Annotated in this window: 22 protein-coding genes; 14 read left to right on the forward strand and 8 right to left on the reverse strand. The window is 42.4% G+C overall.

The annotated features are described in order from the left end of the window. Nucleotides 1-255 precede the first annotated feature (255 nt). The 3 genes from bshB2 to DESACI_RS01420 all read right to left on the reverse strand — a co-directional run bounded on the left by bshB2 (nt 256) and on the right by DESACI_RS01420 (nt 2,386). Nucleotides 256-924, reverse strand: coding sequence for a bacillithiol biosynthesis deacetylase BshB2 (gene bshB2, locus DESACI_RS01410; RefSeq protein ID WP_041276197.1), 669 nt, complete (start codon nt 922-924; stop codon nt 256-258). 85 nt (nt 925-1,009) lie between these two features. Next, a complete protein-coding gene (locus DESACI_RS01415) occupies nt 1,010-1,360 on the reverse strand; it encodes a YojF family protein (protein ID WP_014825372.1) in 351 nt (116 codons plus the stop codon). Between the two features lie 93 nt (nt 1,361-1,453). Then, a complete protein-coding gene (locus DESACI_RS01420) occupies nt 1,454-2,386 on the reverse strand; it encodes a dimethylarginine dimethylaminohydrolase family protein (protein ID WP_014825373.1) in 933 nt (310 codons plus the stop codon). A gap of 349 nt (nt 2,387-2,735) precedes the next feature. Here DESACI_RS01420 and DESACI_RS01425 point away from each other — a divergent pair, with 349 nt between their 5' ends. Then, nucleotides 2,736-5,480, forward strand: coding sequence for a HAMP domain-containing sensor histidine kinase (locus DESACI_RS01425; protein WP_014825374.1), 2,745 nt, complete (start codon nt 2,736-2,738; stop codon nt 5,478-5,480). Nucleotides 5,481-5,708: 228 nt separating this feature from the next. On the opposite strand, the gene DESACI_RS01430 is transcribed toward DESACI_RS01425, so the two are convergent. The 4 genes from DESACI_RS01430 to yyaC all read right to left on the reverse strand — a co-directional run bounded on the left by DESACI_RS01430 (nt 5,709) and on the right by yyaC (nt 8,361). After that, on the reverse strand, nt 5,709-6,368 hold the full coding sequence (locus tag DESACI_RS01430; protein WP_041275930.1) for a response regulator transcription factor: 660 nt from the start codon (nt 6,366-6,368) through the stop codon (nt 5,709-5,711). Between the two features lie 69 nt (nt 6,369-6,437). Beyond that, on the reverse strand, nt 6,438-6,809 hold the full coding sequence (locus tag DESACI_RS01435; RefSeq protein ID WP_014825376.1) for a hypothetical protein: 372 nt from the start codon (nt 6,807-6,809) through the stop codon (nt 6,438-6,440). Between the two features lie 246 nt (nt 6,810-7,055). Next, entirely contained in the window at nt 7,056-7,523 is a 468-nt protein-coding gene (bcp, locus tag DESACI_RS01440) for a thioredoxin-dependent thiol peroxidase (RefSeq protein WP_014825377.1), read from the reverse strand. A 238-nt stretch (nt 7,524-7,761) separates the two neighbouring features. Then, nucleotides 7,762-8,361, reverse strand: a complete 600-nt coding sequence (gene yyaC, locus DESACI_RS01445) for a spore protease YyaC (RefSeq protein WP_014825378.1) — start codon at nt 8,359-8,361, stop codon at nt 7,762-7,764. Between the two features lie 175 nt (nt 8,362-8,536). Between yyaC and DESACI_RS01450 the strand changes: the two genes are divergently transcribed. Next, the gene (locus tag DESACI_RS01450) at nt 8,537-9,280 is read left to right on the forward strand and encodes a metallophosphoesterase family protein (RefSeq protein ID WP_014825379.1); all 744 of its coding nucleotides are present in this window, start codon (nt 8,537-8,539) and stop codon (nt 9,278-9,280) included. 2 nt (nt 9,281-9,282) lie between these two features. Then, the gene (locus DESACI_RS01455) at nt 9,283-10,116 is read left to right on the forward strand and encodes a deoxyribonuclease IV (protein ID WP_014825380.1); all 834 of its coding nucleotides are present in this window, start codon (nt 9,283-9,285) and stop codon (nt 10,114-10,116) included. A 306-nt stretch (nt 10,117-10,422) separates the two neighbouring features. On the opposite strand, the gene DESACI_RS01460 is transcribed toward DESACI_RS01455, so the two are convergent. After that, nucleotides 10,423-10,815 carry a hypothetical protein gene (locus DESACI_RS01460; RefSeq protein ID WP_014825381.1) on the reverse strand — a complete coding sequence of 131 codons (393 nt, stop codon included), beginning with the start codon at nt 10,813-10,815 and terminating at the stop codon, nt 10,423-10,425. 214 nt (nt 10,816-11,029) lie between these two features. On the opposite strand from DESACI_RS01460, the gene DESACI_RS01465 reads away from it, so the two are divergent. From DESACI_RS01465 to hydE, 11 genes are all read left to right on the forward strand, one after another. After that, on the forward strand, nt 11,030-12,139 hold the full coding sequence (locus DESACI_RS01465; RefSeq protein WP_041275931.1) for a ParM/StbA family protein: 1,110 nt from the start codon (nt 11,030-11,032) through the stop codon (nt 12,137-12,139). Then, nucleotides 12,136-12,597 (forward strand): hypothetical protein, encoded by a 462-nt coding sequence (locus DESACI_RS01470; protein ID WP_014825383.1) that lies wholly within the window; start codon nt 12,136-12,138, stop codon nt 12,595-12,597. The genes DESACI_RS01465 and DESACI_RS01470 overlap by 4 nt, the downstream gene beginning before the upstream one ends. 211 nt (nt 12,598-12,808) lie before the next feature. Beyond that, nucleotides 12,809-13,978: a cache domain-containing protein gene (locus DESACI_RS01475; protein WP_014825384.1), complete on the forward strand. Its 1,170-nt coding sequence runs from the start codon at nt 12,809-12,811 to the stop codon at nt 13,976-13,978. 637 nt (nt 13,979-14,615) lie between these two features. After that, the gene (gene nuoE / locus DESACI_RS01480; protein ID WP_014825385.1) at nt 14,616-15,104 is read left to right on the forward strand and encodes an NADH-quinone oxidoreductase subunit NuoE; all 489 of its coding nucleotides are present in this window, start codon (nt 14,616-14,618) and stop codon (nt 15,102-15,104) included. 34 nt (nt 15,105-15,138) lie between these two features. Continuing rightward, complete coding sequence (locus DESACI_RS01485) at nt 15,139-17,025, forward strand: NADH-quinone oxidoreductase subunit NuoF (RefSeq protein ID WP_014825386.1); 1,887 nt, start codon at nt 15,139-15,141, stop codon at nt 17,023-17,025. 24 nt (nt 17,026-17,049) lie between these two features. Then, the gene (locus DESACI_RS01490) at nt 17,050-18,792 is read left to right on the forward strand and encodes an NADH-dependent [FeFe] hydrogenase, group A6 (protein WP_014825387.1); all 1,743 of its coding nucleotides are present in this window, start codon (nt 17,050-17,052) and stop codon (nt 18,790-18,792) included. A 263-nt stretch (nt 18,793-19,055) separates the two neighbouring features. Continuing rightward, nucleotides 19,056-19,310, forward strand: coding sequence for a TM1266 family iron-only hydrogenase system putative regulator (locus DESACI_RS01495; protein WP_041276199.1), 255 nt, complete (start codon nt 19,056-19,058; stop codon nt 19,308-19,310). A 2-nt stretch (nt 19,311-19,312) separates the two neighbouring features. Next, the gene (gene hydG, locus DESACI_RS01500; RefSeq protein WP_014825389.1) at nt 19,313-20,728 is read left to right on the forward strand and encodes a [FeFe] hydrogenase H-cluster radical SAM maturase HydG; all 1,416 of its coding nucleotides are present in this window, start codon (nt 19,313-19,315) and stop codon (nt 20,726-20,728) included. A gap of 50 nt (nt 20,729-20,778) precedes the next feature. Next, nucleotides 20,779-22,185 carry an aspartate ammonia-lyase gene (locus DESACI_RS01505; protein ID WP_014825390.1) on the forward strand — a complete coding sequence of 469 codons (1,407 nt, stop codon included), beginning with the start codon at nt 20,779-20,781 and terminating at the stop codon, nt 22,183-22,185. 16 nt (nt 22,186-22,201) lie between these two features. Continuing rightward, nucleotides 22,202-23,464, forward strand: a complete 1,263-nt coding sequence (hydF, locus tag DESACI_RS01510; RefSeq protein WP_014825391.1) for a [FeFe] hydrogenase H-cluster maturation GTPase HydF — start codon at nt 22,202-22,204, stop codon at nt 23,462-23,464. A gap of 26 nt (nt 23,465-23,490) precedes the next feature. Then, nucleotides 23,491-24,690 (forward strand): [FeFe] hydrogenase H-cluster radical SAM maturase HydE, encoded by a 1,200-nt coding sequence (gene hydE / locus DESACI_RS01515; protein ID WP_014825392.1) that lies wholly within the window; start codon nt 23,491-23,493, stop codon nt 24,688-24,690. Nucleotides 24,691-24,874: the final 184 nt, after the last annotated feature.

Genomic DNA, 24,874 nt, shown 5'->3' on the forward strand with positions numbered 1-24,874 from the left:
CTCAAAGTTGTGTTCAGTGTAAAATACAGAAGAGACTCAGCCTGTTCGATTTTGGCTGAGTCATTAATATTCTGGTGAATATCCATTAATCTTTGGATTTCAATACGTTGAATAATCTTTTCATCAAATCCTCAGCTCCACATGAAATTCTGTTTATAAGAATTAAAAAAGTCAAAGCTTAGAGGATCTTGAGATCCCTAGAAGCGTTAGAACTTGAGAGTTAAAGAACTTAGGAACTAAAGAACTCTAACCGTCTCAAGAAAAGTGATAGGTCCAGAAAGACTCTTGTTGAAGTCTTTGACTATAAAAGTTCTTCGAGGGTTCTTTAACTTGCCCAGAGGCGTTACGGGGCAAAAATACTTGCGATTGTGAGCGGTGTGCCAGGATAGCAGCGAACTTTACATCAGCTACGGCCGAAATATCGTTGACGATATCCGGCGGGCCGATAATGTCCTGACAATCGCGGGCAAAAGCATGGGCATAGACGGTGGGGCGTTCTTGAGGGGAGAGACGGGAAAGGGCCTTGATTGTCAATTCTCCAAGCGCATTATGATCCGGATGTACCGCATATCCGGGATAGTGAGTAAGCACCAGGGAAGGCCGGACCTCCCGGAGAATCTCCCCGATTTTATTGATTAAGGGTTCGGGGTCTTCAAACTCAATGGTTTTATCCCGTAAGCCGAGCTTAATCAGATGTTGAATCCCGATCGCCTTGCACGCTTCCTCTAACTCCGCTTCCCGGATTTTAGGCAAAGATTCCCGATTGGCAAAGAAAGGCTTGCCCATGTTGCGTCCCATCTGTCCTAAAGTTCCGCAAACATAAGTAATCGGAACTCCCGATTTGGCAAAGAGTGCTAAAGTCCCGCCACATCCAAAGGTTTCGTCGTCCGGATGTGGAAAAACTACCAGAACGTGTCGTTCCAAAGCATATTCCTCCCAGGTCAATTCATTTCAGACTCCTGATTTGAAAATAAATATCATTATCTGCAGGATCATCTCGGTACGATTATTACAATTCAAAGGGTTCTAAACTAAGTTCCAAAGCTACGGCCAGCCGTCCCTCCTGGTCATGACCGGCGAGCAGGAGCTGGCCCTCTTGATTCAGTTCAAAGTCGGTCAGTCCTTCGGCGTAGACCCAGCCGCTGTTCATCTTCAGACCCACACGGTAGGGCCCGTCACCTGTGATGGTTCCCCGGACATAAGTGATAAGGCCATTGCGAATATAGGCCCCAACCGTCATTTGGCTTTCTTGTCGATGAGCGGCATATGCCCCATTGGTCGTCTCAAGGTGGAGATAAACCTCGCGGTTGAGAAAACTGTTAAGCGCTGGCTGTACAATTGATTTATCGATTGGATTCATGAACTATCGACCACCTTAACCCAGGATTCATTTTTTATATTGTTTTTCCATTATAGTACTATTCCATTGGAAAATGAATAGTTGGTCAGGTGTTTAATTGGAAGCCCGCCAAAGCCTTAAAGTTAGGCAGCGAAGACTTCCGCCGCCAGCCAATAGGGCTTTGGGGCGAAATTCGTGGATTTGAACTCCGCGTTCATTCAGCGCTTTTTTAGTCTGAACGTCTAAGGCCAAATCATAGTGAATAAATTTTTTAGGTTCAAGAGGCACAAAGCTGCACCCCCAATTTCTTTGCTCTTCATCACTGATTGGTATTAGCTCAATCGACTTTTTTTCCAGATATGACTTGAAGTCAATTTCCATCCGTTTTTGCTTACTGATTAGATATGTCTTGAGGAATGCAGGAGGAAAATACAAGGCTAAGTCTTCGCTAATCCTGCTAAAAATCATATCTGCATGCATGAACCTCCGGGCCTGTGGTGCCTCGACGTAAATGATTTCTTCAAATATCTCCAGGGCTTTAGAAAAAAATCCTTCGATGGTGCCGGGATTTGAACGTTCGGTATTCACAATAATTAAGGCTGCAGGGGACAACATTAAACAGCCTTCGAATTTTTCATGGGTTTTAAATTCATGAAAGATAGGTATACCGATATTTGTAAGAGCCTCTTTAACGACCTGTTCTTCGCCTGCCCTGGAGCCGGGGCACATTTTCGATAGAATGGCTCCTTTGCTTGTGATAACAGCAGTATCATGAAGATAAGGCAAATTGGGGAGAATTGGTAGTAAGTCTTTAGTCTGCCGCACGAAATCTCTGACAAATAGGACCTGGACATCGTGTTCCCGCAGTATTTGTGCATATTGTTCATATTCTTTTAAGTATTGATCGATTTCGGGTACAAAATTAAATAGATGGTATTTGTAATTATCTTCTGAAATAACAGGGAGGGATTCGATGGGGCTATGCAGCAACACCTTTTTAAGGCGGCCTAGTTTTTCAGCCCCAAACTTTGTTTTTAATTCGTTCATGGATTACACCCTAGCCTTCATTATTTGTTAACAATTATTATTTACCATCGCCATATTTAGATTCAGGCGATCAATGTCAACAGTATGTATCTAGCTGTTTCGGCAAGGAGAGTAAGTCATCCAATCGTGAGACTCCCACTTCTATAAGTGGGAGTGGTCCCCGGTCTCTGCTTCGGTGGTAGAGTCCCCCATCGAAGCCCCGATGTTCGGCTTTAGCTGAACGAGTTCACTGGTCTGCACGCAGAAAAATCGTAAAATAAGTAGTTATATAGAATTGCTTCAATTTTTTTGCAGGAAATACTTGAAAAGTGCAGAATTGACAGAGGTGTCAGTTGTGAGGCCCTAGAAATTGGACCGAAAGGATATTCCTATGTTGAAAAAACCAATCAAACTCAGCATTACTAAAAAACTTGCTATCGTTTTAATAATTATCTGTGTACTTCCTATGGCTATTTTGGGCAGGATGTCTTACGTTAAAACAAAAACTGCCCTGACCAACGAAATAACCATGTCTGCCAAAAACCTAATGACAGAGAAACAACGCAATTTGAATGATCTTATGGATAATGTTGAAGGTCTGATGGCTGACATATCAAGCATTGATTATATCAAAATGGTCTTAGCTAAGGATGGAAAAAGTGTCTCCGATCAGAAGCGGCAGAGGATACAAGGTATGATTGATTATATTCTGAACAGCTTTACTAATCTAAAAGGTCTTGTATCCATTGACGTTTTTTCCTTAAAAGGCCAGCATTATCATGTGGGGGACATCTTGAATGAACAAGAAATTAATAAAAATGAACTGAATACTTTGTATCAAAAAGCCTTGAACTCTCCAACCCCGATTCTCTGGGAGGGCGTCGGAGAGAATATCAATCTCGGATCGCGTTCTAAAAAGGTTATTGTCATTGGGACGATTTTAAAGAGAATTGACCCGATTTCCCTTAAAGAAGAGCCGGTAGGCATACTTATAGTGAACTATAATCTTGACGTTTTCTACAGTCATTTTGCGAACACTTACAATGATACAAAATATCTGATCTTGGATAAGGAAAACAAAATCGTTTATTCCCCGGATAAGTCAGAAATCGGCAGCATGACGGACGGGAATTTACTTAAACTGGCTAATGAAAACTCCGGAAGTTTTAAAACGACTGTTAATGGTGATGATAAGTTCGTCCTTTACGATAAATCCAATAAGAACTCATGGATGTTTCTGGCGCTTATTCCCGAAGAAAGTATTATCAACAAGATTAAAGATACAAACTTAGGGCTGCTTTTTGCGGTTTCCATTATTTTTGTGTTTCTGTCCATTTTCCTGATCGGCAGGAAGTTTGTAAATCGTATCAAGAGAGTAACAAATTTCTTTAAGGAAATTCAAAAAGGTACCATCGATTTTAAAACTCGTTTGCCGGTTTCCTTAAATGATGAGATGAGCGAATTATATCAATGGTTTAATGTATTTATTGAAAGTCTGGAAGAAAAACAAAAGACTGAACAAGAACTGATAAAGGCTAAGGAAGCTGCAGAAGCAGCCAACGTAGCCAAAAGTCAGTTCCTCGCCAACATGTCTCATGAAATTCGGACACCTATGAACGGGATTATTGGTTATATTGAACTCCTTTCCACAATGCCTTTAGAAAAAGAACAAGCAAGTTATATTGCTGAGGTTAAAGCTTCAACGGATGCTCTTCTTGTATTGATCAATGATATCTTGGATTACTCCAAAATTGAAGCCGGTAAGATGTTTATAGATAACGCTCCGTTTGATCTTTACAAACTTATTGAGGATTCAGTTTCTCTATTTTCTCCGAAAGCCCATAGTAAGGGAATTGAAATTCTATCGTTTATCGCAGAGGGAGTTCCCAGCCAAGTGCAAGGAGATCCCGGCAGATTACGGCAAGTTTTGAATAATATTATTGGCAATGCTGTTAAGTTTACAGATAAAGGTGAAGTAACGCTTAAAATAACAGCGCTTAAAGAAATTGAAGATAAGGTGCTTTTGCAAATTGATATTAAGGATACCGGCATAGGCATTTCTGAAGAGGACATGAAGTGTTTATTCCAAGTATTCACTCAGGCAGATGCTTCAACAACGCGGAAGTATGAAGGAACGGGTCTGGGACTTGCCATATCCCGAAGGATCTTGGAACTGATGGGCGGCAGTATAACAGTAAATAGTGAGCTCGGCAGGGGAAGTACATTTACTCTAACTTTAGAGATGGAGAAAAGTGAAATCAAAGTTGAGGATGATTTGCAATCCACAAGTTTGGAGGGGTTAAATCTATTAATTGTTGACGATAACGAAAGCAACAGAATGATCTTCCGGGAATACCTAAAAGAAACCAACTGTAAGGTTATGAGCGTCAATAACGGTAGGGAGGGTCTCGAGATTCTTAAAGGACTGGGAGATGAAAACCTGCCTCAAATTATCCTTGTTGACTATATGATGCCGGAAATGACCGGGATTGAATTTGGCAAAAAGGTTAAAGAGATAGAAAGGTTTAAACATATCAAACTAATTCTGCTTAGTTCTGCAGCTCGGCTTGATGCTAGATTAATTAAAACGATAGGATTTTCGGGATACATTTGTAAGCCTGTCCGCAAGAAGGAATTGCTTAAAGCGATTTCTGGTTTTGCCGCTTCAGAAGCCGCTGCCCCAGAGGAACCACAAATCCCCCTGCTAACTACGGCTGAAAACTATAAACAAATGGCTGATCTCAGTATTTTACTCGTTGAAGACAAAGAGGTTAATCAACGGATAGAACTGATTATGCTGAAAAGGCTTGGTTATTCAGCAAACATAGCCGTGAACGGAAAACAAGCGGTTGAATTATGTGATACTCGAAAATACGATATTATCTTTATGGACTGCCAAATGCCTGTGATGGACGGCTATGAAGCAACAGATAGAATAAGAAAAATGAGTAGTTTAAATAAGCATTCTCCTATTATCGCCATGACCGCTCATGCTATGGAAGGTGATCGTGAAAGGTGTGTCGCGGCAGGTATGGACGATTATATAAGTAAACCGGTGACCCTGGCAGCACTCGAAGAAATGCTCGGAAAATATTTGACCAAAGATCAGGAATAAATCAATCTCAGCAATAACGTGCTTTCAACAGCGACCTGAGCTCATCTGCTTAGTGAATACGGATTGAGAGTGGATTTTATCCTCATTGCCCATAACATCAGAAAACTGGTTACTGTCTTGAGATGGACAGTAACCAGTTTGACTTTTTAATACTATCAGACCCTAATGCTGCTTAGTGGTGCTTAACAGTGTCTTCGTGGGCGCCAGCTCGGAGAGTGTCTTTCTTCCTCAGATCAGGGAATTCTTGATAGCGAACACTGCAAGTTGTGTTCTATCCTTGAGGTGTAGTTTAGAGATTATCGTCGTGATGATATTTTTTACAGTTCCTTCAGCAATAAACAGTGAGGCACTTATTTCTTTGTTATCCTTTCCTTCGACAATCATTTCGATAATATCCAATTCCCGGTCGGTAAGCTTTACATCAACTCCCTCGACGGTAATTTGGTTGTTTCTGGGTGCTTTTGGTTCTTCGGAATGGCCGGCGAATGTTTCAGGCTTAAAAACGTCTTTATGTATAATTTGCAAACCGAGGAATGTGCTTTTGATGGATAGGATTAATTCTTCGGTTCCAACTGATTTTAGAATATAGCCGTCTGCACCGTTGCGGATAGCCTGACAAACATCAATTTGATCATCGGATGCAGTGACAATTAGTACCTTAATGTTGGGGTATTGTGATTTGATTAATTTTGTTGCTTCAGTTCCATTGCATAAAGGCATGGAAATATCCATGAGTACAACATCGGGCCTGAGCTTTCCGCATAATTCATAGGCTTCTTTGCCATTAGAAGCACAGGCTACGACCTTTATTTCACTGTTTCGTTCGATAATTGTTCTGAAGCTTTCTCTTAAAAGTTTCTGATCATCGGCTATTAAAACCTTCAATATAATTACCTCTTTTACATGTTTATACGCAATTTATTTTTAGTCTAAGAGAGGCCATTATCCAAGGCAGGATTATTGACTGATATCAATACCCTCATGCGCGAAAAAGGCAATTATTTCTTGGACTGCACTTTCGAAAGTGAGGAAGAGGTTATCAAAAAGACTCTGAAGTGTTTGATTGTCACAACTAATTTTTAGAGCATTACTTATTTGGCAAGATTGCTCATAGAGGTCTAGGATTCTATAGTTTGCCGATATCCCTTTGATGTTATGGTTAATTTGCTTCAGTGATTCAAGGTTCCTAGTTTCTAAGACGTTTCTTGCTTCGAGTAATTCACCCTTAATTTCCTTGATAAGTTCTGAGAAAAGGTCAGCCATATCCTTCAGAGGAAGACCTAGCTCATTCGAAAATCCTTTCAGATCGTATCTACAGGTGAAGTTCATATGGAGGCCCCTTTTTCTTAAATTAACATAAGTATACAATAATATACGACATAGTTTAATAGGATTCACCAAATTTTTCATATTACTTTATTGGACACTGAAAAGGAATAGGCCTCTGTTATCCATCAACACCTATCCCTTGTTCTTTACATAATTCAATTATTATTGGACTTCGGCAAAAAGTGAACTCATCAGCTAAAGCTGAAACCCGGGGCTTGGGTGGTGTCTCTACTCCCAACTTATGAATTAAATTGTCGTGAGATCACTTAAAACTTGGGCGACATGCCCAGCAACTTTCACTTTGGAATAGATTTTCCTGATTATGCCCTTTTCATCGATCAGGAAAGTAGTACGTACAACGCCCATAGACTTTTTTCCATACATAGTCTTTTCTTTCCATACACCATATAATTTAATGATTTCTAAGTCCTGATCACTGATCAGGAGGAAGGGCAGCCGAAATTTTTCAATGAACTTATGGTGACTCGACATCGTGTCTTTACTAACCCCAATGATAACTGTTTTTGCTTCTTCAAAGCTCGGATGATACTGACGAAAGTCGCAGGCTTCAGTTGTGCATCCGGACGTCATATCTTTGGGGTAAAAATAGAGAATAACTTTCTTCCCTTCAGTTATAAATTCCGACAAAGTGATCTTTCTGCCATCACTTGCTTCCGCCTCAAAATCAGGAGCTTTGTCTCCTACCTCTAGCATAAAAATAATTCCTCCTAACAAAATATAATAATTAGAATAATTATAAGTATAACTTAAGGAAATTTCAAGGTCGGGGCACAAAAAAGCAGAGATATTTCCTCGCAAATACATAATCTATGTTGGACAGATGTATTTTAAATATTAATCCAATCGTGAGACTCCCACTTCTTAAGTGGGAGTGGTCCCCGGTCTCTGCTTCGGTGGGTAGAGTCCCCCACCGAAGCCCCGATGTTCAGCTTTAGCTGAACGAGTTCACTCCTTGTTTACGCAGGGTGGAGTATCCATGGGAAATTGGTATGGCCCGCCAAATTAGATGAGTAATGTCATTGGCTAGTTTCATAACCGTATGAAGACGGGTACCCTGAAGTACTTGAAGTTCGCAAAAGCCACCTACATTGACAACTCCTAAAATTGAAATATCACCCACCGTGGGCAAATTTTTATGGACTGCAGCACCGGGAATTAATGGTGAATCGGCTAAGGTAATTTTCCCAATATCCTCTGCTCTGCCGAGGCAGGCATCAATGGCAATGATTAAATCGGGCTGTAGATTAGCGGAAACTTCATTTAGTTTTTGAATCAGATTTTGAGCGTGCAGGGGTTCCTCCAATGTCCCTAAGACAGTGTGTCCCGAGCGCTTTAAATTTGTGCCGACAAGAGGTCCCAGACTGTCGCCTGTTGCTCGATCCGTACCTATACAGGCAAAGAGAACTCTTTTTCCGCAGCTAAGTTCCTGCAAAGAGGAGACAAAGGATTGCCGTTCTCTAATATTATAGATAAAGGAATTAACAGAGACGTGTATGCGTCTTGAAACATCTTGAATTATCATCACCCCCATTAAGTATCTCCTTAGTTGTTTTCCCCAATTAATCATCATGATTAATTGGAGAAAATAAGAAGGAGCACGGAATGCTCTTATTAGTCATTGTATAAATGAGGATGAAATATATGCTTCTATGTCACTCTGAAAAGGTGTAAAGTAACTAGTAGAAAAGGTAAGGTAAGGAGACAATATGGAGAGAATTGCAATAATATCCGATATTCATGGTAATATCCCAGCCTTAGAGGCGGTACTTGACGATATTAAACGCAAAAAGATTCCAAGAATCTTTTGCCTGGGAGATTTAGCTGGTAAAGGACCTAACCCGGCAGAAGCAGTTGATACCATTAGAGATCACTGTGAAGTCGTCATTAAAGGCAATTGGGATTATTATTTAACAGAACAAAAGAGGGAAGGGGTACTAAGCTGGCATCAGAACAGGTTGGGTGCGGAACGCTTAAGGTATCTGAAAGAATTGCCAGTCTATAAAGAATTTTATATCAGCGGCAAGTTATTAAGGTTATGTCATGCATCGCCTAATGACCTTTTCCATCGAGTTTACCTCTCAACGGAACAAGCCGAACGCTTGCAATTATTTGAGGCCACTTCTACCCTTGATGCCGAAGCAGATGTGGTTGGCTATGGGGATATACATGGTGCTCATATCGATCATTTTGCTGGAAAGACTATTTTTAATGTTGGCAGCGTCGGCAATCCCTTGGATATCACTCAAGCCTCCTATGGCATCATTGAGGGAGCTTTGGATGATCGAAACCCAGCGTCGTTTTCTATAGCACTAGTGAGAGTTCCTTATGATATAGAGCTGGCAATTCATCAGGCAGATTTAACGGATATGCCTGAGAAAGAAGACTATATTAACGAATTAAAGACGGGGATTTATCGAGGGCACAAAACCATACATCGGAAAGAAGGATAAGAATGTTGAAAATTGGCTGTCATCTATCTATTTCTAAAGGATTTAAAGCAATTGGCAATGAGGCCCTAAAAATAAACGCCAATACATTTCAGTTCTTTACCCGTAATCCAAGAGGCAGTAAAGCCAAAGAAATTGATCCCAAGGATACAGAGGAATTGCTCAAAATAATGAAGGAAAATCAGTTTGCCCCTATTCTGGCTCATGCTCCCTATACACTCAATGCTTGTTCCCCTGAGGAAAAAACAAGGGAATTTGCAGCCCAAGTTATGGCTGACGATCTGATTCGAATGGAGTATATCCCCGGCAACCTTTATAACTTTCATCCCGGAAGTCATGGAGGACAAGGTTCAGAGGTCGGTATTCAGCAGATAGCAGCGCAGTTGAATAATCTCTTAAAGCCTGAACAGACGACAACAGTATTGCTCGAAACCATGGCAGGTAAAGGTACCGAGGTAGGCCGAACCTTTGAAGAGATTAAACAGATCTTAGATGGAGTCGTTCTTACCGAAAAAATGGGCGTTTGTTTAGACACTTGTCATGTTTATGATGCCGGATACGACATTGTCAATGACCTCGATGGGGTGCTTGATACCTTTGATAAGGTTATTGGGTTAGAGAGGCTCTCTGCCATCCATCTCAATGACAGCATGAATTCCAGGGCAAGCCATAAGGACCGCCACGCTAAAATCGGTGAAGGTTCGATCGGTTTAGAAGCGATAACAAGAGTTATCAACCATCCCAGACTCCGTCATCTGCCCTTTTTTCTGGAAACCCCTAACGATGTTCAAGGCTACGCCAAGGAAATAACCCTACTGAGAGATCTTTACAAGGAATAGTATTCCGAGAAGGAAAATGGGACTGTGCCAAAACTTGTTGGTCCCCGCATTGCATCCCCGCTTTTGCTCCCCTAACACTAAAGAAAGGCGTTGTCACTCCACTATAGTAGTGAAATGATAACGCCTTTGGCTATTGACCCCACTTTGGATTTTCTGAATTAAGTTTTACACAACCCATTTTCCTGGGTATTTCTCGTACTGCCCTGCCATGTCGATAAGCGGACGAGCTAATCGTCCCACTGCAACTCATTACGCATACTCCTGCTGTGGGGATTGGCCGAGTGTCACTTAAGTCACTGATGGTGTTTACTTGGGAACTGAGACTATTAATAAAACATCTTTGTTGTCTTGCCGCGGTAATAAGGCAACGGTATGATTGTCTTTCTGGGCAACAAGACTGGCAGGTTTTTTGTCTTTCGTATAGCTCCAATTTAATGTCCAACCGTCCGTTTTGAGAATATCACCATAACCGGTTAAGACTTTATCAACTGTTGTGTTTTTGATAAGATACCTGGCGGTTTGACCTTGATTCGTTTCGGTAAGACTTTGATACTCCATGTTGCCGTATGCAGGAAGATATGAAAATTCTTTTGTATAGGTTACTGTGTTTTGAGTGGTGCCATTTGGAGTTTTCGTATTGCAGGCGGTTACCCCTAATACCAGAAAAATAAGTAAAAAACAAGCAGCTATTCTTCTCATCTTAATGTCACCTCATAAAATTCTATCTTAATAATATTTTAATACATTCAAGGGCGTTTGCAAAATTTGCAGATTGTCATTTTCCGACATTAAGAACTATATGGTAGGGATATACATTTTTACAAGCGGAAAATATTCGTATATAATGGTAACTATTAGCAGTTTAATGAAGTATGTGCGGATTTTATTAGAATCTTGGCGAGGGGGAACGAGTGTGCTTGATAGTGATATTCTCATAGCCGGAGCTGATCCGGGGTTTGGAGCGATTAAACTAGACACCCGCGATGCAAAAATCTTATTTCCTGCAGTGATCTGTAAAGGTAATGAACGGATTTTTTCAACCTTAGGGAATGTTTTAATGGATAAAGGGACAGATATTGAAACGCAAATTTCTTCGCTTGATGTGATTGTTAAAAATAATTCCACAGGTGTTGAAAATCATTATTTTATGGGGAGTTTAGCAGAGAGTTTAAATCCTAATGAAGCTCATTATTGCTGGGATGAAGATAAATCTTCCGATGAAGAAGCAACCTCATTATTAGTAGTGGCTTTAGCCCTGGCTCAACAAACCCCCAAAGTCAATATTTATTTGGGAACAGGTGTGCCGGTGAAATACTATTCTAACTTGAAAGAAAAGTATGAAGCAGAGTTAAAGGGGTCCTTCTCTGTAAAATTCCTTTCGGGTCCCTTAGAGGGGGTAACGCGTCATCTCAATATTCTAAGGTCGCGGGTACTTCCGCAAAGTTACGGCGTGTTCATTAAAGAAACCCTCGATGAGTATGGACTGCCTACCGATGAGAAACTTTTTAATGGTTATGTAGTGGTTATCGATGCCGGTTTCCGGACGACAGATATCGCAACCTTTTATGATGGCGTTATGCTCGATCCTCCCAACTCTTTTAGTATTGAAAAGGGTTTGAAATGGGCATATACCGGCGTGGCGGAAAAGCTTAAAGAAATGACTAGCAATCACGCTAATCCCATTGAGACGGATGATAAAGAACTGGATAAAATATTCCGTGTCAATGAAGGACAATATCCTTGGAATAACGGATCGTTGAATCTTAATCCCATTATGCAGACGATGCTTTCTCATTTGGGTGCAGATATAACCCGCGAAGTGAAGAAAGCACTGAAACCTATGCTTGGAAAAATACACACGGTTCTCGTTGCCGGCAACGTCGGAGAAAAGATCTTCGAACATATACAATTAGAAAATAAAAGATTGATTGAAAATCCCCAGTTTGGAAATGCTACAGGCTTTAGGATTATGGCATCAACGTTGATCAATTCAATTACCAAAAAGGAAAACCCGACAGTATGATTTCGCCTTTGCCATCCTCGATTACCCTGAGTTTTGACGAGGCAGACTCAGAACTTTGGCAGGATTTACAGCGAATAGAACCGGATCTGAGAAGCACGTTCATTAAAGAAGTATTGCGAATGATGCTGAAAAACTATTGCCTTGTAGAAAAGTTTTTGCTTCAAGACGAGATGATAAAGATTCCCACGCTGAATCAAAATACTGGGAGTTCGGAGCTCCGTGAAGTTAACGATTCATGCAGAATAGAGGAACTACCTCAAGAAGATATCCAAGAAGACCCCCAAGAAGATTCCTTTTCTCTGGAGGCGCTATTTACTGAAGGGCCGGTATCAGGGATAAGCGAAAATAAACCCAAGTCATTGGGATATCAACATCTAATGAAGAACATCATCGGACTTGAAGATGACGAAGAGGTTTTAAAGGTATTTCAAGATCTTTCAAAACATCGTCTTAAGTAAAATCCATCTGAGTTTTATAAGTAAGGTACAGAGATTAGATTTTTTTGAAAGCACAGGGCGGGTATACTGTTAAATTCAGGCAGTGTACCTGTCTTTCTCTTTAATCAAATTTTTATTATTTAGTTAAAAAAAAGAGGTTTTTCTGATTTATTCGTGAATATATTCTCTAAAGATCAAAAGTAAGTTAGGATTCAACGAAAGAGGTGCACCCGTGCGTTCGCTCAGACATCAGATGTCATTACTTCTGCTGGGTTCGCTTGTTATTTTGGCGGCCGGTTTAATATCTGTTTTTGGTTGGTATATGAATCATCGCATTATAACTGAGACTTCTGTCAAGGCACAATCGGATTTGACAATTTGCAGAGAGCTTATTGATTTAAAATATCCAGGCTCATGGACCGTACGAGATGGGGAGCTGTATAAAGGAACTGTGAAAATCAGTCTTAACAGCGACATGGTGGATCATATAGCTCAGCTCACCGGGGATGCGGTCACTTTATTTTCAGGAGATACGCGAACAGCGACAACAATACGCAGTACCAATGGCGAACGGGCAATCGGTACTAAAGCTTCTATGAATGTCATCGATGCAGTGCTAAAGAATGGTCAGATGTATGTTGGAGATGCAAATGTCATCGGTCAGCCATATCAAACGGCCTATCTTCCCTTGCGTGCAGACAACGGCATGATCATAGGCATGCTCTATGTCGGAATTCCCCATGCCTCGGAGCAGGAAGCTTTAGAGAAATCTTTAATTAGAATAACAGAAATAGGATTAGCCTGGACGATTTTGCTCTCGTTCCTGGCCTGGCTTTTACTGCGCAAATTTATTTCCCCTTCTTGGCAGGAAATTGTCAAGGGCACTCAGGAACCGGCAACTGAGAATTTCGCCCTCGGAAAACACTCTGGCGTTGAAGAGATTGAGAAACTAGAGGACGCATTTATTCAAATGGCGGAGCAAATTCAAACGTTGACGGGTGAAATAAATCGTTCAGCAATGACGAATTCTGAGAACATTCAGTCGAAAGGCAATTTCAACACTATTATTGAGCAGTTCAAAGGCGGTGAAACCATCAGTGAATCCTTCCCTGATGAAACTGCTTCCTTTAGGACTGACCCATTGTACGGACTGGACACCCCTTGGGGCAGTGGTGAAAATGGGCTCCCCAAGGGCTTAAACAAAGCGACTCTTAACCAAATTGTTCATTATCTGGAAGCAAATCACCGCCCAATTTCTACGGAAGAAGTCGCGGAAGGTGTCAAGCTGACTCGAGTGACCGTACGTCGTTATCTTGAATTTTTAGAACAACAAGGTGTATTAAAGTCCGAACAGAAATGCGGCACGGTGGGGCGGCCTGTCAAGATTTTCATCCCGCTGTAAAGGTTGTAAGCCATTACCATACGACCTTCATAGTTGGTTTAGCTATCTGCATGTACTGTTGAACAGATGTTGCTAAAAAACATTGGACAATCCAATTATCACTAAGTTTATATATTATTTGAAAAGGCGGGCAATATAAACTTGCCTCTTAATCTTCTGTGCCTGGTGCTGCCAAGCATATTTTTTTGTACTATCAGAAAGTATAACCTTTGGTTAAATATTGCAAGAAGAATTAATACGTGCGAAGACAGTGTCTTCGTCCTCTGGCATAAGTGCAACTAACCTGCCGCTTTCGCCGGAGGCTTAGCGCCAGCTAAGTTTTCTTAAGGTATAAGATGATAAAGTAATTATCTGCTGTGTACTACAAAGTTGGTGTTCTTCCGAGGAGTTATTTTTGTGAAAAATATAACTTTTAATAATTATTTAAATTATTCATTTAAATAATTCACTTACATAATTCATTGCATTTTAATAATGGTTTATTTATTCAAAAAATACTTTAATTATGTTAATAAGGAAGACAATTCAAACTAATCAGGCTAAACTATACTCATATTTAATGATCCTTTGGTAAATTTAGTTTATTGCTTGGTTCCAACAAAATTCCGATTACCATCATTAAAAAAGGAGGATGAATATGTGTAACAGTGACTCACCCAACGAGTTTGCGCAAAAACTGGATAACTATATTGACAGTTTGCCGAACAAAAAGGAAAACCTTATCGCAATTCTGCATTATGCCCAAGAAATATATGGATGGCTTCCTGATAACGTACAGTGGCATATTGCGCAAAAACTAGATATTCCTTCGGCTAAGGTCTATGGTGTCGTAAGCTTCTACTCTTATTTCACTATGAAACCCCGTGGAGAACATGTCGTTAATGTATGCATGGGTACTGCTTGCTTTGTACGCGGTGCTGAAAAATTAAAAAATGAACTTGAAAATCAATTGAAAATAAAAGCCGGTGAAACTACCCCGGATAACCTTTTCACTTTAGAAACACTGCGTTGTGTCGGAGCCTGTGGCCTTGCTCCGGTTATGATCGTTGATGGAGAAGTCCATGGACGAATGCACGAGCCCCAAGAAATTAACGAGGTCTTAGCCAAGTACCGCCCGGAAGGTTAAGCGGGAAAACCGTTATCGAAGGAAGGGAATCCATATGAAACTTAAAAACATTGATGAATTAAATGCTTTAAAGGCCCAAAGTCTTAAGCTTATTGAGGCACGCCAAGCTGCTCAACCAGTTAACACGAAAGATGCCCTCGGTTTAGTCAGGCACATTATGGTTTGTGGGGGACCGGGGTGCCATTCCTCAGGCAGTCCACGAATCGCTCAATCTTTGGAAGAGGAAATCAATCGACAAGGATTGTCGGATCAAATAAAAGTCTTCGAACCAGGTTGTTTTGGGTTTTGCGAAAAAGGCCCTATGATCCAGATTCATCCGGACAATATCACGTATTGTGAGGTTTCTCCTGAAGATGTCCCTGCCATAGTGCAAGAACATTTAATTGAAGGAAAGATAATTGAACACCTTCTTTATATGGACCCCAACACTAAAGAGCGTTATGCTGAGAAAATTCCCTTTTACAATAACCAACTGCGGATTGCTCTTAGAAATGTTGGTTATGTTGCACCGGAAAATATCCTGGAATATATTGCTGTGGATGGTTATCAAGCCTTAGCGAAAGTTCTATTTCGCATGACCCCCCTTGAGGTTATCGATGTTCTTAAAGTCAGCGGGCTGCGGGGACGCGGCGGTGCCGGTTTCCCCACGGGAGCCAAGTGGGAATTCACCCGCAAAAGTCAAGCAGACCAGCGCTATATCATTTGCAATGCTGATGAAGGCGATCCGGGGGCTTTTATGGATCGGTCCGTTTTAGAAGGAGATCCTCACAGCGTGCTTGAGGCTATGGCCATTGCTGGGGCTGCAATCGGAGCTACCGAGGGATACATATACGTTCGGGCGGAATATCCTGCCGCTATCCATCGTTTAAAAGTAGCTATTGAACAGGCCCGGGAGTATGGCTTGCTTGGCAAGCAAATCTTGGGCAGCGATTTTAGTTTTGATATCGAACTTAAATTCGGAGCCGGTGCTTTTGTCTGCGGGGAAGAGACCGCACTCATCCATTCTATTGAAGGTTCCAGGGGAGAACCTACCGTTAAACCTCCTTTTCCTGCCCAAAAGGGTTTGTGGGGTAAGCCAACTTGCGTTAATAATGTCGAGACATTGGCTAATATACCTCCCATTATTCTCAACGGAGCGGAATGGTTCGCTAATATTGGGACAGAAAAAAGCAAAGGTACAAAAGTCTTTGCTCTGGCAGGCAAAGTAAATAATGTCGGTCTGGTGGAAGTTCCCATGGGAACAACTCTCAGAGAAATCATTTTTGGTATCGGCGGGGGCATCAAAAAGCATAAAACCTTTAAAGCTGCCCAAACCGGAGGACCTTCCGGCGGATGTATTCCGACCAAATATTTAGACTCTCCCATAGATTATGAATCGTTATCGGCAATCGGCTCTATGATGGGTTCCGGTGGATTGATCGTATTGGATGAGGATGACTGTATGGTCGATATAGCTAAGTTCTTCCAAGAATTTACTATGGACGAATCCTGCGGCCGCTGTACGGCCTGCCGGGTGGGGACAAAACGGCTCCATGAAATTCTGGAAAAAATAACGGAAGGCAACGGGACTTTAGAGGATATAGAAAACATGGAAAAACTGTGCCATATCATCAAGGACACTGCTCTTTGCGGCCTGGGACAAAGTGCTCCTAATCCAATCCTCTCAACTCTCAAATACTTCCGGGATGAATATATTGCCCATGTTGTCGATAAAACCTGTCCCGCCGGCGTCTGCAAGAGCCTATTGAAATATGAAATTACTGAGAAATGCGTAGGATGCGGCCGTTGTGCCAAACAATGTCCCTCACGCTGTATCAGTGGTTCACCCAAAAAACGCCATGCTATCGACCAAGAACGTTGCTTAAAGTGTGGGGCCTGTATGGAACAATGCCGAGTTACCGGCGCCATTATTCGTCATTAAGGCACCCGTGAAGGAGGACTTCCAATGGATATTCAGCTAATGATTAATGACATATCCCTGACTGTTCCGGAAGGAACAACTATTTTAGAAGCAGCCCGAACTATTAATATAGATATTCCTACTCTCTGCCACATGAAACTTCATGAAATGCACTATAATAATAACATAGCCTCTTGCCGGGTCTGTGTCGTAGAAATTGAAGGCCGGCGGAATTTAGCTTCTTCATGTTCTACTCCTGTCATGGAAGGAATGGTTATCAAAACTGATTCCCTGCGTGCCATCCAAGCTAGAAGAGCTATGGTGGAGCTGCTGCTCTCTGACCACCCTAAATCTTGCTTAACTTGCGCCAAGAATATGGACTGTGATTTGAGAAGGCTGGCTGCGGAGTTAGGTGTGCGGACCATCGGCTATGAAGGGGTAGAATCTGAATTCGAAATTGACCAGTCAAGTTCGTCAATTGTTCGTGACCCTAATAAATGCATTCGCTGCCGCCGCTGCGAAACTATGTGCAATGAAGTTCAGACGGTTGGAGTATATTCTGCCATGGGTCGTGGTTTTGAAACGGTGATCAAAACTGCCTTTGATTTGCCTCTAAGTCAAACCGCTTGCACCTTTTGCGGACAGTGCTTGGCAGTATGTCCCACAGGGGCCTTAACTGAAGTGGACCAAGTGGATAAAGTTTGGAAAGCTCTCAACGATCCTAACCAATTTGTCGTTGTACAAACTGCTCCGGCAGTACGGGTTGCTTTAGGAGAGGAGTTTGGCCTGGAATCGGGAACAGTGGTTACGGGGAAAATGGTGGCATCTCTTCGACGATTGGGATTTGACCGCGTTTTCGACACGGATTTTGCAGCCGATCTCACAATCATGGAGGAAGCCAGCGAACTTGTGCACCGTATAAAACATGGCGGGCGTTTACCCTTACTTACAAGCTGCTGCCCGGCCTGGGTTAAATTCTTTGAACATCAGTTTCCGGATCTCTTAGATATCCCTTCAACCTGTAAATCCCCTCATCAAATGTTAGGGAGCCTGACAAAAAGCTATTATGCTAAAACGTTGGGCATTGATCCTAAAAGCATTACAGTGGTTTCTGTCATGCCTTGTGTTGCTAAAAAATACGAAGCAGCTCGGCCTGAACTTGCCCAAAGTGCTGACACTGCAGATGTGGACATCGTGATCACGACTCGTGAACTTGCTCGCATGATCCGTGAAGCCAGCATTCATTTTGATCATCTTAAAGATCAAGAATTTGATTATCCTTTAGGGGAATCGACGGGTGCAGCCGTTATTTTCGGGACCACCGGAGGAGTTCTGGAAGCTGCTCTTCGGACAGCTTATGAAATGCTGACGGGGGAAACTCTGGAAAAAGTAGAGTTTGAAGCTCTCAGAGGCATGAATGGAATTAAAGAAGCCGTTATTCCCATAGCAGGACACGATTATCGAATTGCCGTTATCCATGGCCTGGGTAACGCCCGCTCTGTATTGGAGAAAATAAGAGCCGGGGAGAGCACCTATGATGTCATAGAGATCATGGCCTGTCCGGGAGGATGTATCGGAGGAGGCGGACAACCTTATCATCATGGCAATATGGAAATTCTTAAACACCGTGCCGCCGCCATTTACCGTGAAGATCGTGCCAAGCCCCTGCGCAAGTCCCATGAAAATCTGGCAATCGTCGCGCTGTATAAAGACTATTTGGGCGATCCTTACGGAGAGAGAGCCCATCAATTACTGCATACCACCTACACGCCGCGCAGGAAGATCTAATATTAAAGTAAAAGTTATGGCTTTCCTAAAGCATTAGGAAAGCAGGTGTTATAGGCAAAACCTATTCCTCGATTTTTTTGCCCTAAGAACTACTATAAATAAGTATCGGCTGTGTTGGAGGTTTCCGGCAGAGTGGATTTATAAAACATTGATCTAATTGCGAAGATTAATCTGAGCAAGAAGAGAAGGGTAAATTGATGCTGATTTCAGAGAAGCCTTCTCGTTTTTGGGAAGGCTTTTCTTTATTTGGAGGGAAGGAAAGCATGGAGAAGAGAATAGGGGTCGTAGGTATTGTCATTGAAGAATTTGAAAGCGCCAATAAGGTCAATGAAACGCTCCATGAGTTGGCGAGTATTATTGTCGGGCGGATGGGAGTTCCGCGTAAAGAGATGGGAATAGCCATTATCTCTTTGATTGTCGAAGGTACCACCGATGAAATCAGCGCCTTAACGGGGAAACTTGGGAAAATCAGAGGGGTAAATGTCAAATCAGCCTTGACAAAAAATAGGGGGGAATAACATTGAAAGAGTATTTAGCAAAAGATTTTATTAACGATGAAGAGATCAGAACAACATTAAGTGAGGGAACTGAAAAAGCGAAAGATCAGAATTTAGTCAGGTCAATTTTGGCTAAGGCTAAAACCTGTCAAGGTTTATCCCACCGTGAAGCAGCCGTACTCCTTAATGTCGAAGATGAGAACATTTTGAATGAAATGTTCAAGACGGCCAAAGAGATTAAAGAGACGATTTATGGTAAAAGAATTGTTCTTTTTGCACCCCTTTATATCAGCAGTTATTGTGTGAATGGCTGTGTCTACTGCGGTTATCAAGCCTGCAATAAAGATCTGAAAAGAAGTAAATTAACGATGGAACAATTGGAAGAGGAAGTAAGGGTCCTGGAATCTTTAGGACACAAACGAATTGTCCTTGAAGCGGGAGAAGACCCGGTGAATTGTTCCATGGATTATATCCTTGAGGTAATAAAGAAGATCTATTCCTTGAAATTTGCCAATGGGAGCATTCGCAGAATTAATATTAATGTGGCTGCTACCACCGTCGAGAATTATAAACGTTTGAAAGATGCTGAAATAGGGACCTATACTCTCTTTCAGGAAACATATAACCAGGAAGTTTATGAAAAAATGCATCCAACGGGTCCGAAGCATGATTACAATTATCACACGACAGCCATGGATCGTGCTATGGAAGCTGGAATTGGGGACGTGGGTATTGGTGTTTTATATGGCTTATATGATTATAAATACGAAACGATAGCTATGCTGATGCATGCTGAACATCTTGAGGATGCCTTTGGTGTAGGGCCTCACACCATTTCTGTGCCCAGATTGCGGGCGGCTGAAGGCGTCAATCTTAAAGATCTTCCCTATCTTGTGGCAGATGATGATTTCAAAAAGATTGTTGCTGTCTTAAGACTGGCCGTGCCTTACACCGGGATGATCCTTTCCACCAGAGAAGAAGCCGGCTTTAGAGAAGAAGTATTAGCTCTGGGGATCTCCCAGTACAGTGCCGGGTCTTGCACAGGAGTGGGAGCCTACTCTAAAGAACATGGCATTGATAAGACCGAGGAGAAACCCCAGTTTGAAGTCGCTGATCATCGCTCACCTATGGAAGTCATTAAAAGTTTATGTTTGAGCGGCTATATGCCTAGCTACTGTACCGCTTGTTACCGGGAAGGGAGAACCGGGGACCGGTTTATGGCTTTGGCAAAGGCCGGACAAATTCATAATGTTTGTCTGCCCAATGCCTTACTGACCTTTCAAGAATTCCTGATTGACTATGCAGATGAAGAATTAAAAGAATTAGGACGCAGCGCTATTGAAAGAGGACTTCAGGATATCCCCAAAGAAGCGGCTCGAAAGGCTGCCGAGGATAAACTGAAGAGGATCGAAGCCGGGGAGAGGGATTTAAGATTTTAAGGCAATAAGTCAAGAAGAGAGACTATAGATGTCCGTTGGAGGGTTATAATGTGGGCTTTAGGATCGAAAAGGATGCTATCGGGGAACGGGAGATCCCGGAAAATCAATATTTTGGGATCAACACTAAGCGCGCCCAAGAGAACTTTAAGTTAGGTGTTAAGAGCGTCAATTTAAAACTAATCCATGAAATCGCTCTGATCAAAAAGGCCTCAGCACTAGTCAACCAACGGTTAAAGAAATTGCCTGCGGACAAAGCCAAGGCTATTATCAAGGCTTGTGATGAGGTCATTGACGGGAAACTTGATCAGGAATTTGACCTGAGTGCCTTTCAAGGAGGAGCAGGTACCTCAACAAATATGAATGTCAATGAGGTCGTTGCCAATAGGGCCATCGAGATTCTTGGCGGCAAAAAGGGAAATTATGAGCTTGTCCATCCACTTAATGATGTAAATATGTCCCAATCCACCAATGACGTTTATCCTACGGCTTTAAGAATCGCTGCTATTCATTTACTTCGGGCACTCAGCTATTCCCTGGCAGACCTTCAGGAGGCTTTGCAACTAAAGGAAAACGAATTCAGCGATGTTCTGAAGCTCGGCAGAACCGAATTAATGGATGCCCTCCCAATGATGATGGGACAGGAATTTGGGGCCTATGCCAAGAGTATAGAGCGTGACCGCTGGAGAGTTTATAAGGGAGAAGAACGGTTAAGGCAGATCAATCTGGGGGGAACCGCTATTGGCACGGGCCTCAATGCTTCTTGGGACTATATTTTCGGGATTACCGATACCATTCAGGAATTAACCGGCTTAGGGCTGGCCCGTTCTGACTTTCCTATGGATATAACCCAAAATAATGATGTCTTTGTCGAAGTGTCAGGGCTTCTTAAAGCCTGCAGCACAAATTTATTAAAAATCTCCAATGACCTGAGACTGTTAGCCTCGGGACCTAAAGGCGGCTTGGGGGAAATAGAACTCCCCCAAATGCAGGCCGGTTCTACTTTAATGCCGGGAAAAGTGAACCCAGTCATAGCGGAAATGATCGGTCAAGTGGCAATGAGAGTGATGGCTAATGATTATGCCATTACCATGGCTGCTTCAGCCGGACAATTAGAACTTAATTCCTTTATGCCTCTGATCGCAGAATGTTTGCTGGAATCCCTGGAACTTCTGAATCAGGGAGTCATTATCTTCCGGGAAAAATGTATCCTGGGTATAAAAGCAAACAAGGATAAATGTCGGGAAACCCTTGAAACGTCTGCCGTTATGGCTGCAGCCCTTGTGCATCATATTGGTTACGATCAAGCCGCTTGCTTTGCCGGTAAAGCCTTAAGAGAGAATAAATCCATACGTGAAGTCATGCAGGAAGAGACCACCTTTCCGAATTCCAGAATTGATGAGATTCTAAATCCATTAGGAATTACCAAACCTGGCATACCTGGAAAGCAAGGATTATGATAACGGGGGTATTGGTATGAGTTTAAATGATGCACCGAGGGGAGTCAGAGCGCACTTGGCGCTCTTTGGAAAAAGAAACGCAGGAAAATCCAGTGTAATCAATGCCCTGACAGGTCAGGAAACCGCCATTGTCTCCGAAGTGGAAGGGACGACAACGGACCCTGTGTTCAAAGGGATGGAGATTTTACCATTAGGTCCTTGTGTCATCATCGATACAGCCGGACTGGATGATGTGGGAGAATTAGGAGAGCTTAGGATTAAGAAGACCTTAGAGGTTCTTGATAAAACCGATATTGCCCTCCTCGTGGTTGATATTAATAAGGGGATCGGGGAAGAGGATCGCTTGATCCTCAAAAAATTTAAGGACAAGAAAAAGCCTATTATTGTTGTACTCAATAAGTTGGATACCCTGGAAAACAAAGACCCTGTTAAGTTATCAACTCAGCTTAACGAAGAGTTAAATACCCCGGTGGTTGCTGTATCCGCTCTGCAAAAACAAGGAATCAAAGACTTAATAAGTGCCATTACTTCGATGATCCCTGAAAACGAAGATACCTTTAAACTGGTTGGGGATTTGATCAATCCCGGTGATTTCGTTGTGTTGGTAACTCCTATTGATAAGGCGGCTCCCAAGGGGAGACTGATTCTTCCGCAGCAGCAGACAATTCGTGACATCTTGGAAAGTGATGCCATGGCCATCGTCACCAAAGAATACGAACTGAGAGAGACCTTAAACGGTTTGGCTAAAAAGCCCAAGCTCGTCATTACCGATTCTCAGGTATTTTTAAAGGTAGGAGCAGATACGCCTAAGGATATCTTAATGACCTCCTTTTCCATCTTGTTTGCCCGCCAAAAAGGAGATTTAACAGAATTTATCCGAGGGGCAAAGGCTATTGACCTTCTGAAGGATGGGGATAGGGTTCTGATCGCTGAAGGATGTACTCATCACAGACAATCCGATGATATCGGCAGCGTGAAGATACCCCGCTGGATACGTCAAAGAACGGGCAAACAAATCGAATTTGAATTCTCTTCCGGAGCGACCTTTACGGAGGATGTCAAAAAATATGCCCTTATCGTTCATTGCGGGGCTTGTATGATGAACAGAACCGGCATGCTCAGCCGAGTAGCCAGCGCTAAAGCTTTGGGCGTACCCATTGTCAATTATGGTATCCTGATCGCTTATGTGCAGGGATTACTGACGAGAGCCTTGGAACCATTCCCCCTTGCGAAAATGGCCTTAGAAGAAGAGTATGGGGAAATGTCCGGAGTTGAATGAGTAATTTTGGATTATAAAGTTCTATCATGAAGATAGTTACTTTTCAATTATTTATAAGCCGTTCTAAACAGAGCAGGTCTAGAGTTTCAAAATTACGGGCTATTCTGGTTGAAGGAAGTGACATTGTGAATAAGAAGCAGGATTTACTGGAAAAAGCCTATCAAATGAATGATTTGACTAAAGAAGAAATTATTGCTCTTCTAGAAAGTATAACCCCGGAGGATAGAGAAAACCTTTTTAGCAAGGCCTTAAAAACAAAAGAAAAATATTATGGCGATAAGGTATATTTAAGAGGCCTGATCGAGTTTTCAAATATTTGCCGGCAAGATTGTCTGTACTGCGGTATCCGGGCCTCTAATACTAAAGTGGAGCGTTACCGGTTAACTCCGCAGGATATCTTGGCTTGCTGCGATCAAGGATATGAACTAGGCTACCGTACCTTTGTACTACAGAGCGGCGAGGACCTATGGTATACAGAGGAGATCCTGACTGACTTGATTCGCCAGATTAAGAACCGGTATGACCAAGAGATTGCAGTTACCTTATCCATTGGTCAGCGGGACGCAGAAATCTATCGAAGTCTTTTTGCCTCGGGGGCCGATCGCTTTTTAATGCGTCACGAAACGGCTTCGGAGGCATTGTATGAAAGGCTGCATCCGACCATGCGCTTTGAGGAACGTCGGGCTTGCTTGGATACGTTAAAAGAGATTGGCTACCAGGTGGGAGCCGGGTTTATGGTGGGGCTGCCAGGACAGACCTCCGCTGACTTGGCCGAAGACCTCCTATATTTAAAGAAACTTCATCCGGACATGATTGGGATCGGCCCCTTTATTCCCCATAGCGAAACCCCATTAGGAACGGAGAAGGGTGGAACTGTGGAAGACACTTTAGTCATGGTGGCTTTGGCGCGCTTACTGATTCCCGATAGTCTTATTCCGGCCACAACGGCTTTGGGTACTCTGCATCCGTTGGGCAGGGAGATGGCCTTGCAGGCGGGAGCTAATGTAGTGATGCCGATTATAACCCCGACTTCTGTAAGAAAAAAGTACGCACTTTATGAAAACAAGATTTGCGGGGATGATCATCCTGAGGATTGCCGCTATTGTATTGAACGCAGAATTCAGGCAGTCGGTCAAAAAGTGGACTTGGGCAGAGGGGATAGCTGGAAGTTCATCGCAAAGGGTGATGCTATCAACGCGATTTCTGATTTGATTCTGCCAGGATAAATCAACTTTATCTCAGATAAGTCAATAGTCAGTTTAGCCGCAGCTTTTTGTCTGAATATATATGCCCTAATATGGTGATTAAGTAAAAAGGAGAGATCTCTGTACATAAACAGAAATCTCTCCTTTTTTACACTATCAGACTTCCATGCCGCTTAGCGGCATCACTAGTGAATGGAATATTTTT

This window comes from Desulfosporosinus acidiphilus SJ4, assembly GCF_000255115.2.
Classification (GTDB): Bacteria; Bacillota; Desulfitobacteriia; order Desulfitobacteriales; family Desulfitobacteriaceae; genus Desulfosporosinus; species Desulfosporosinus acidiphilus.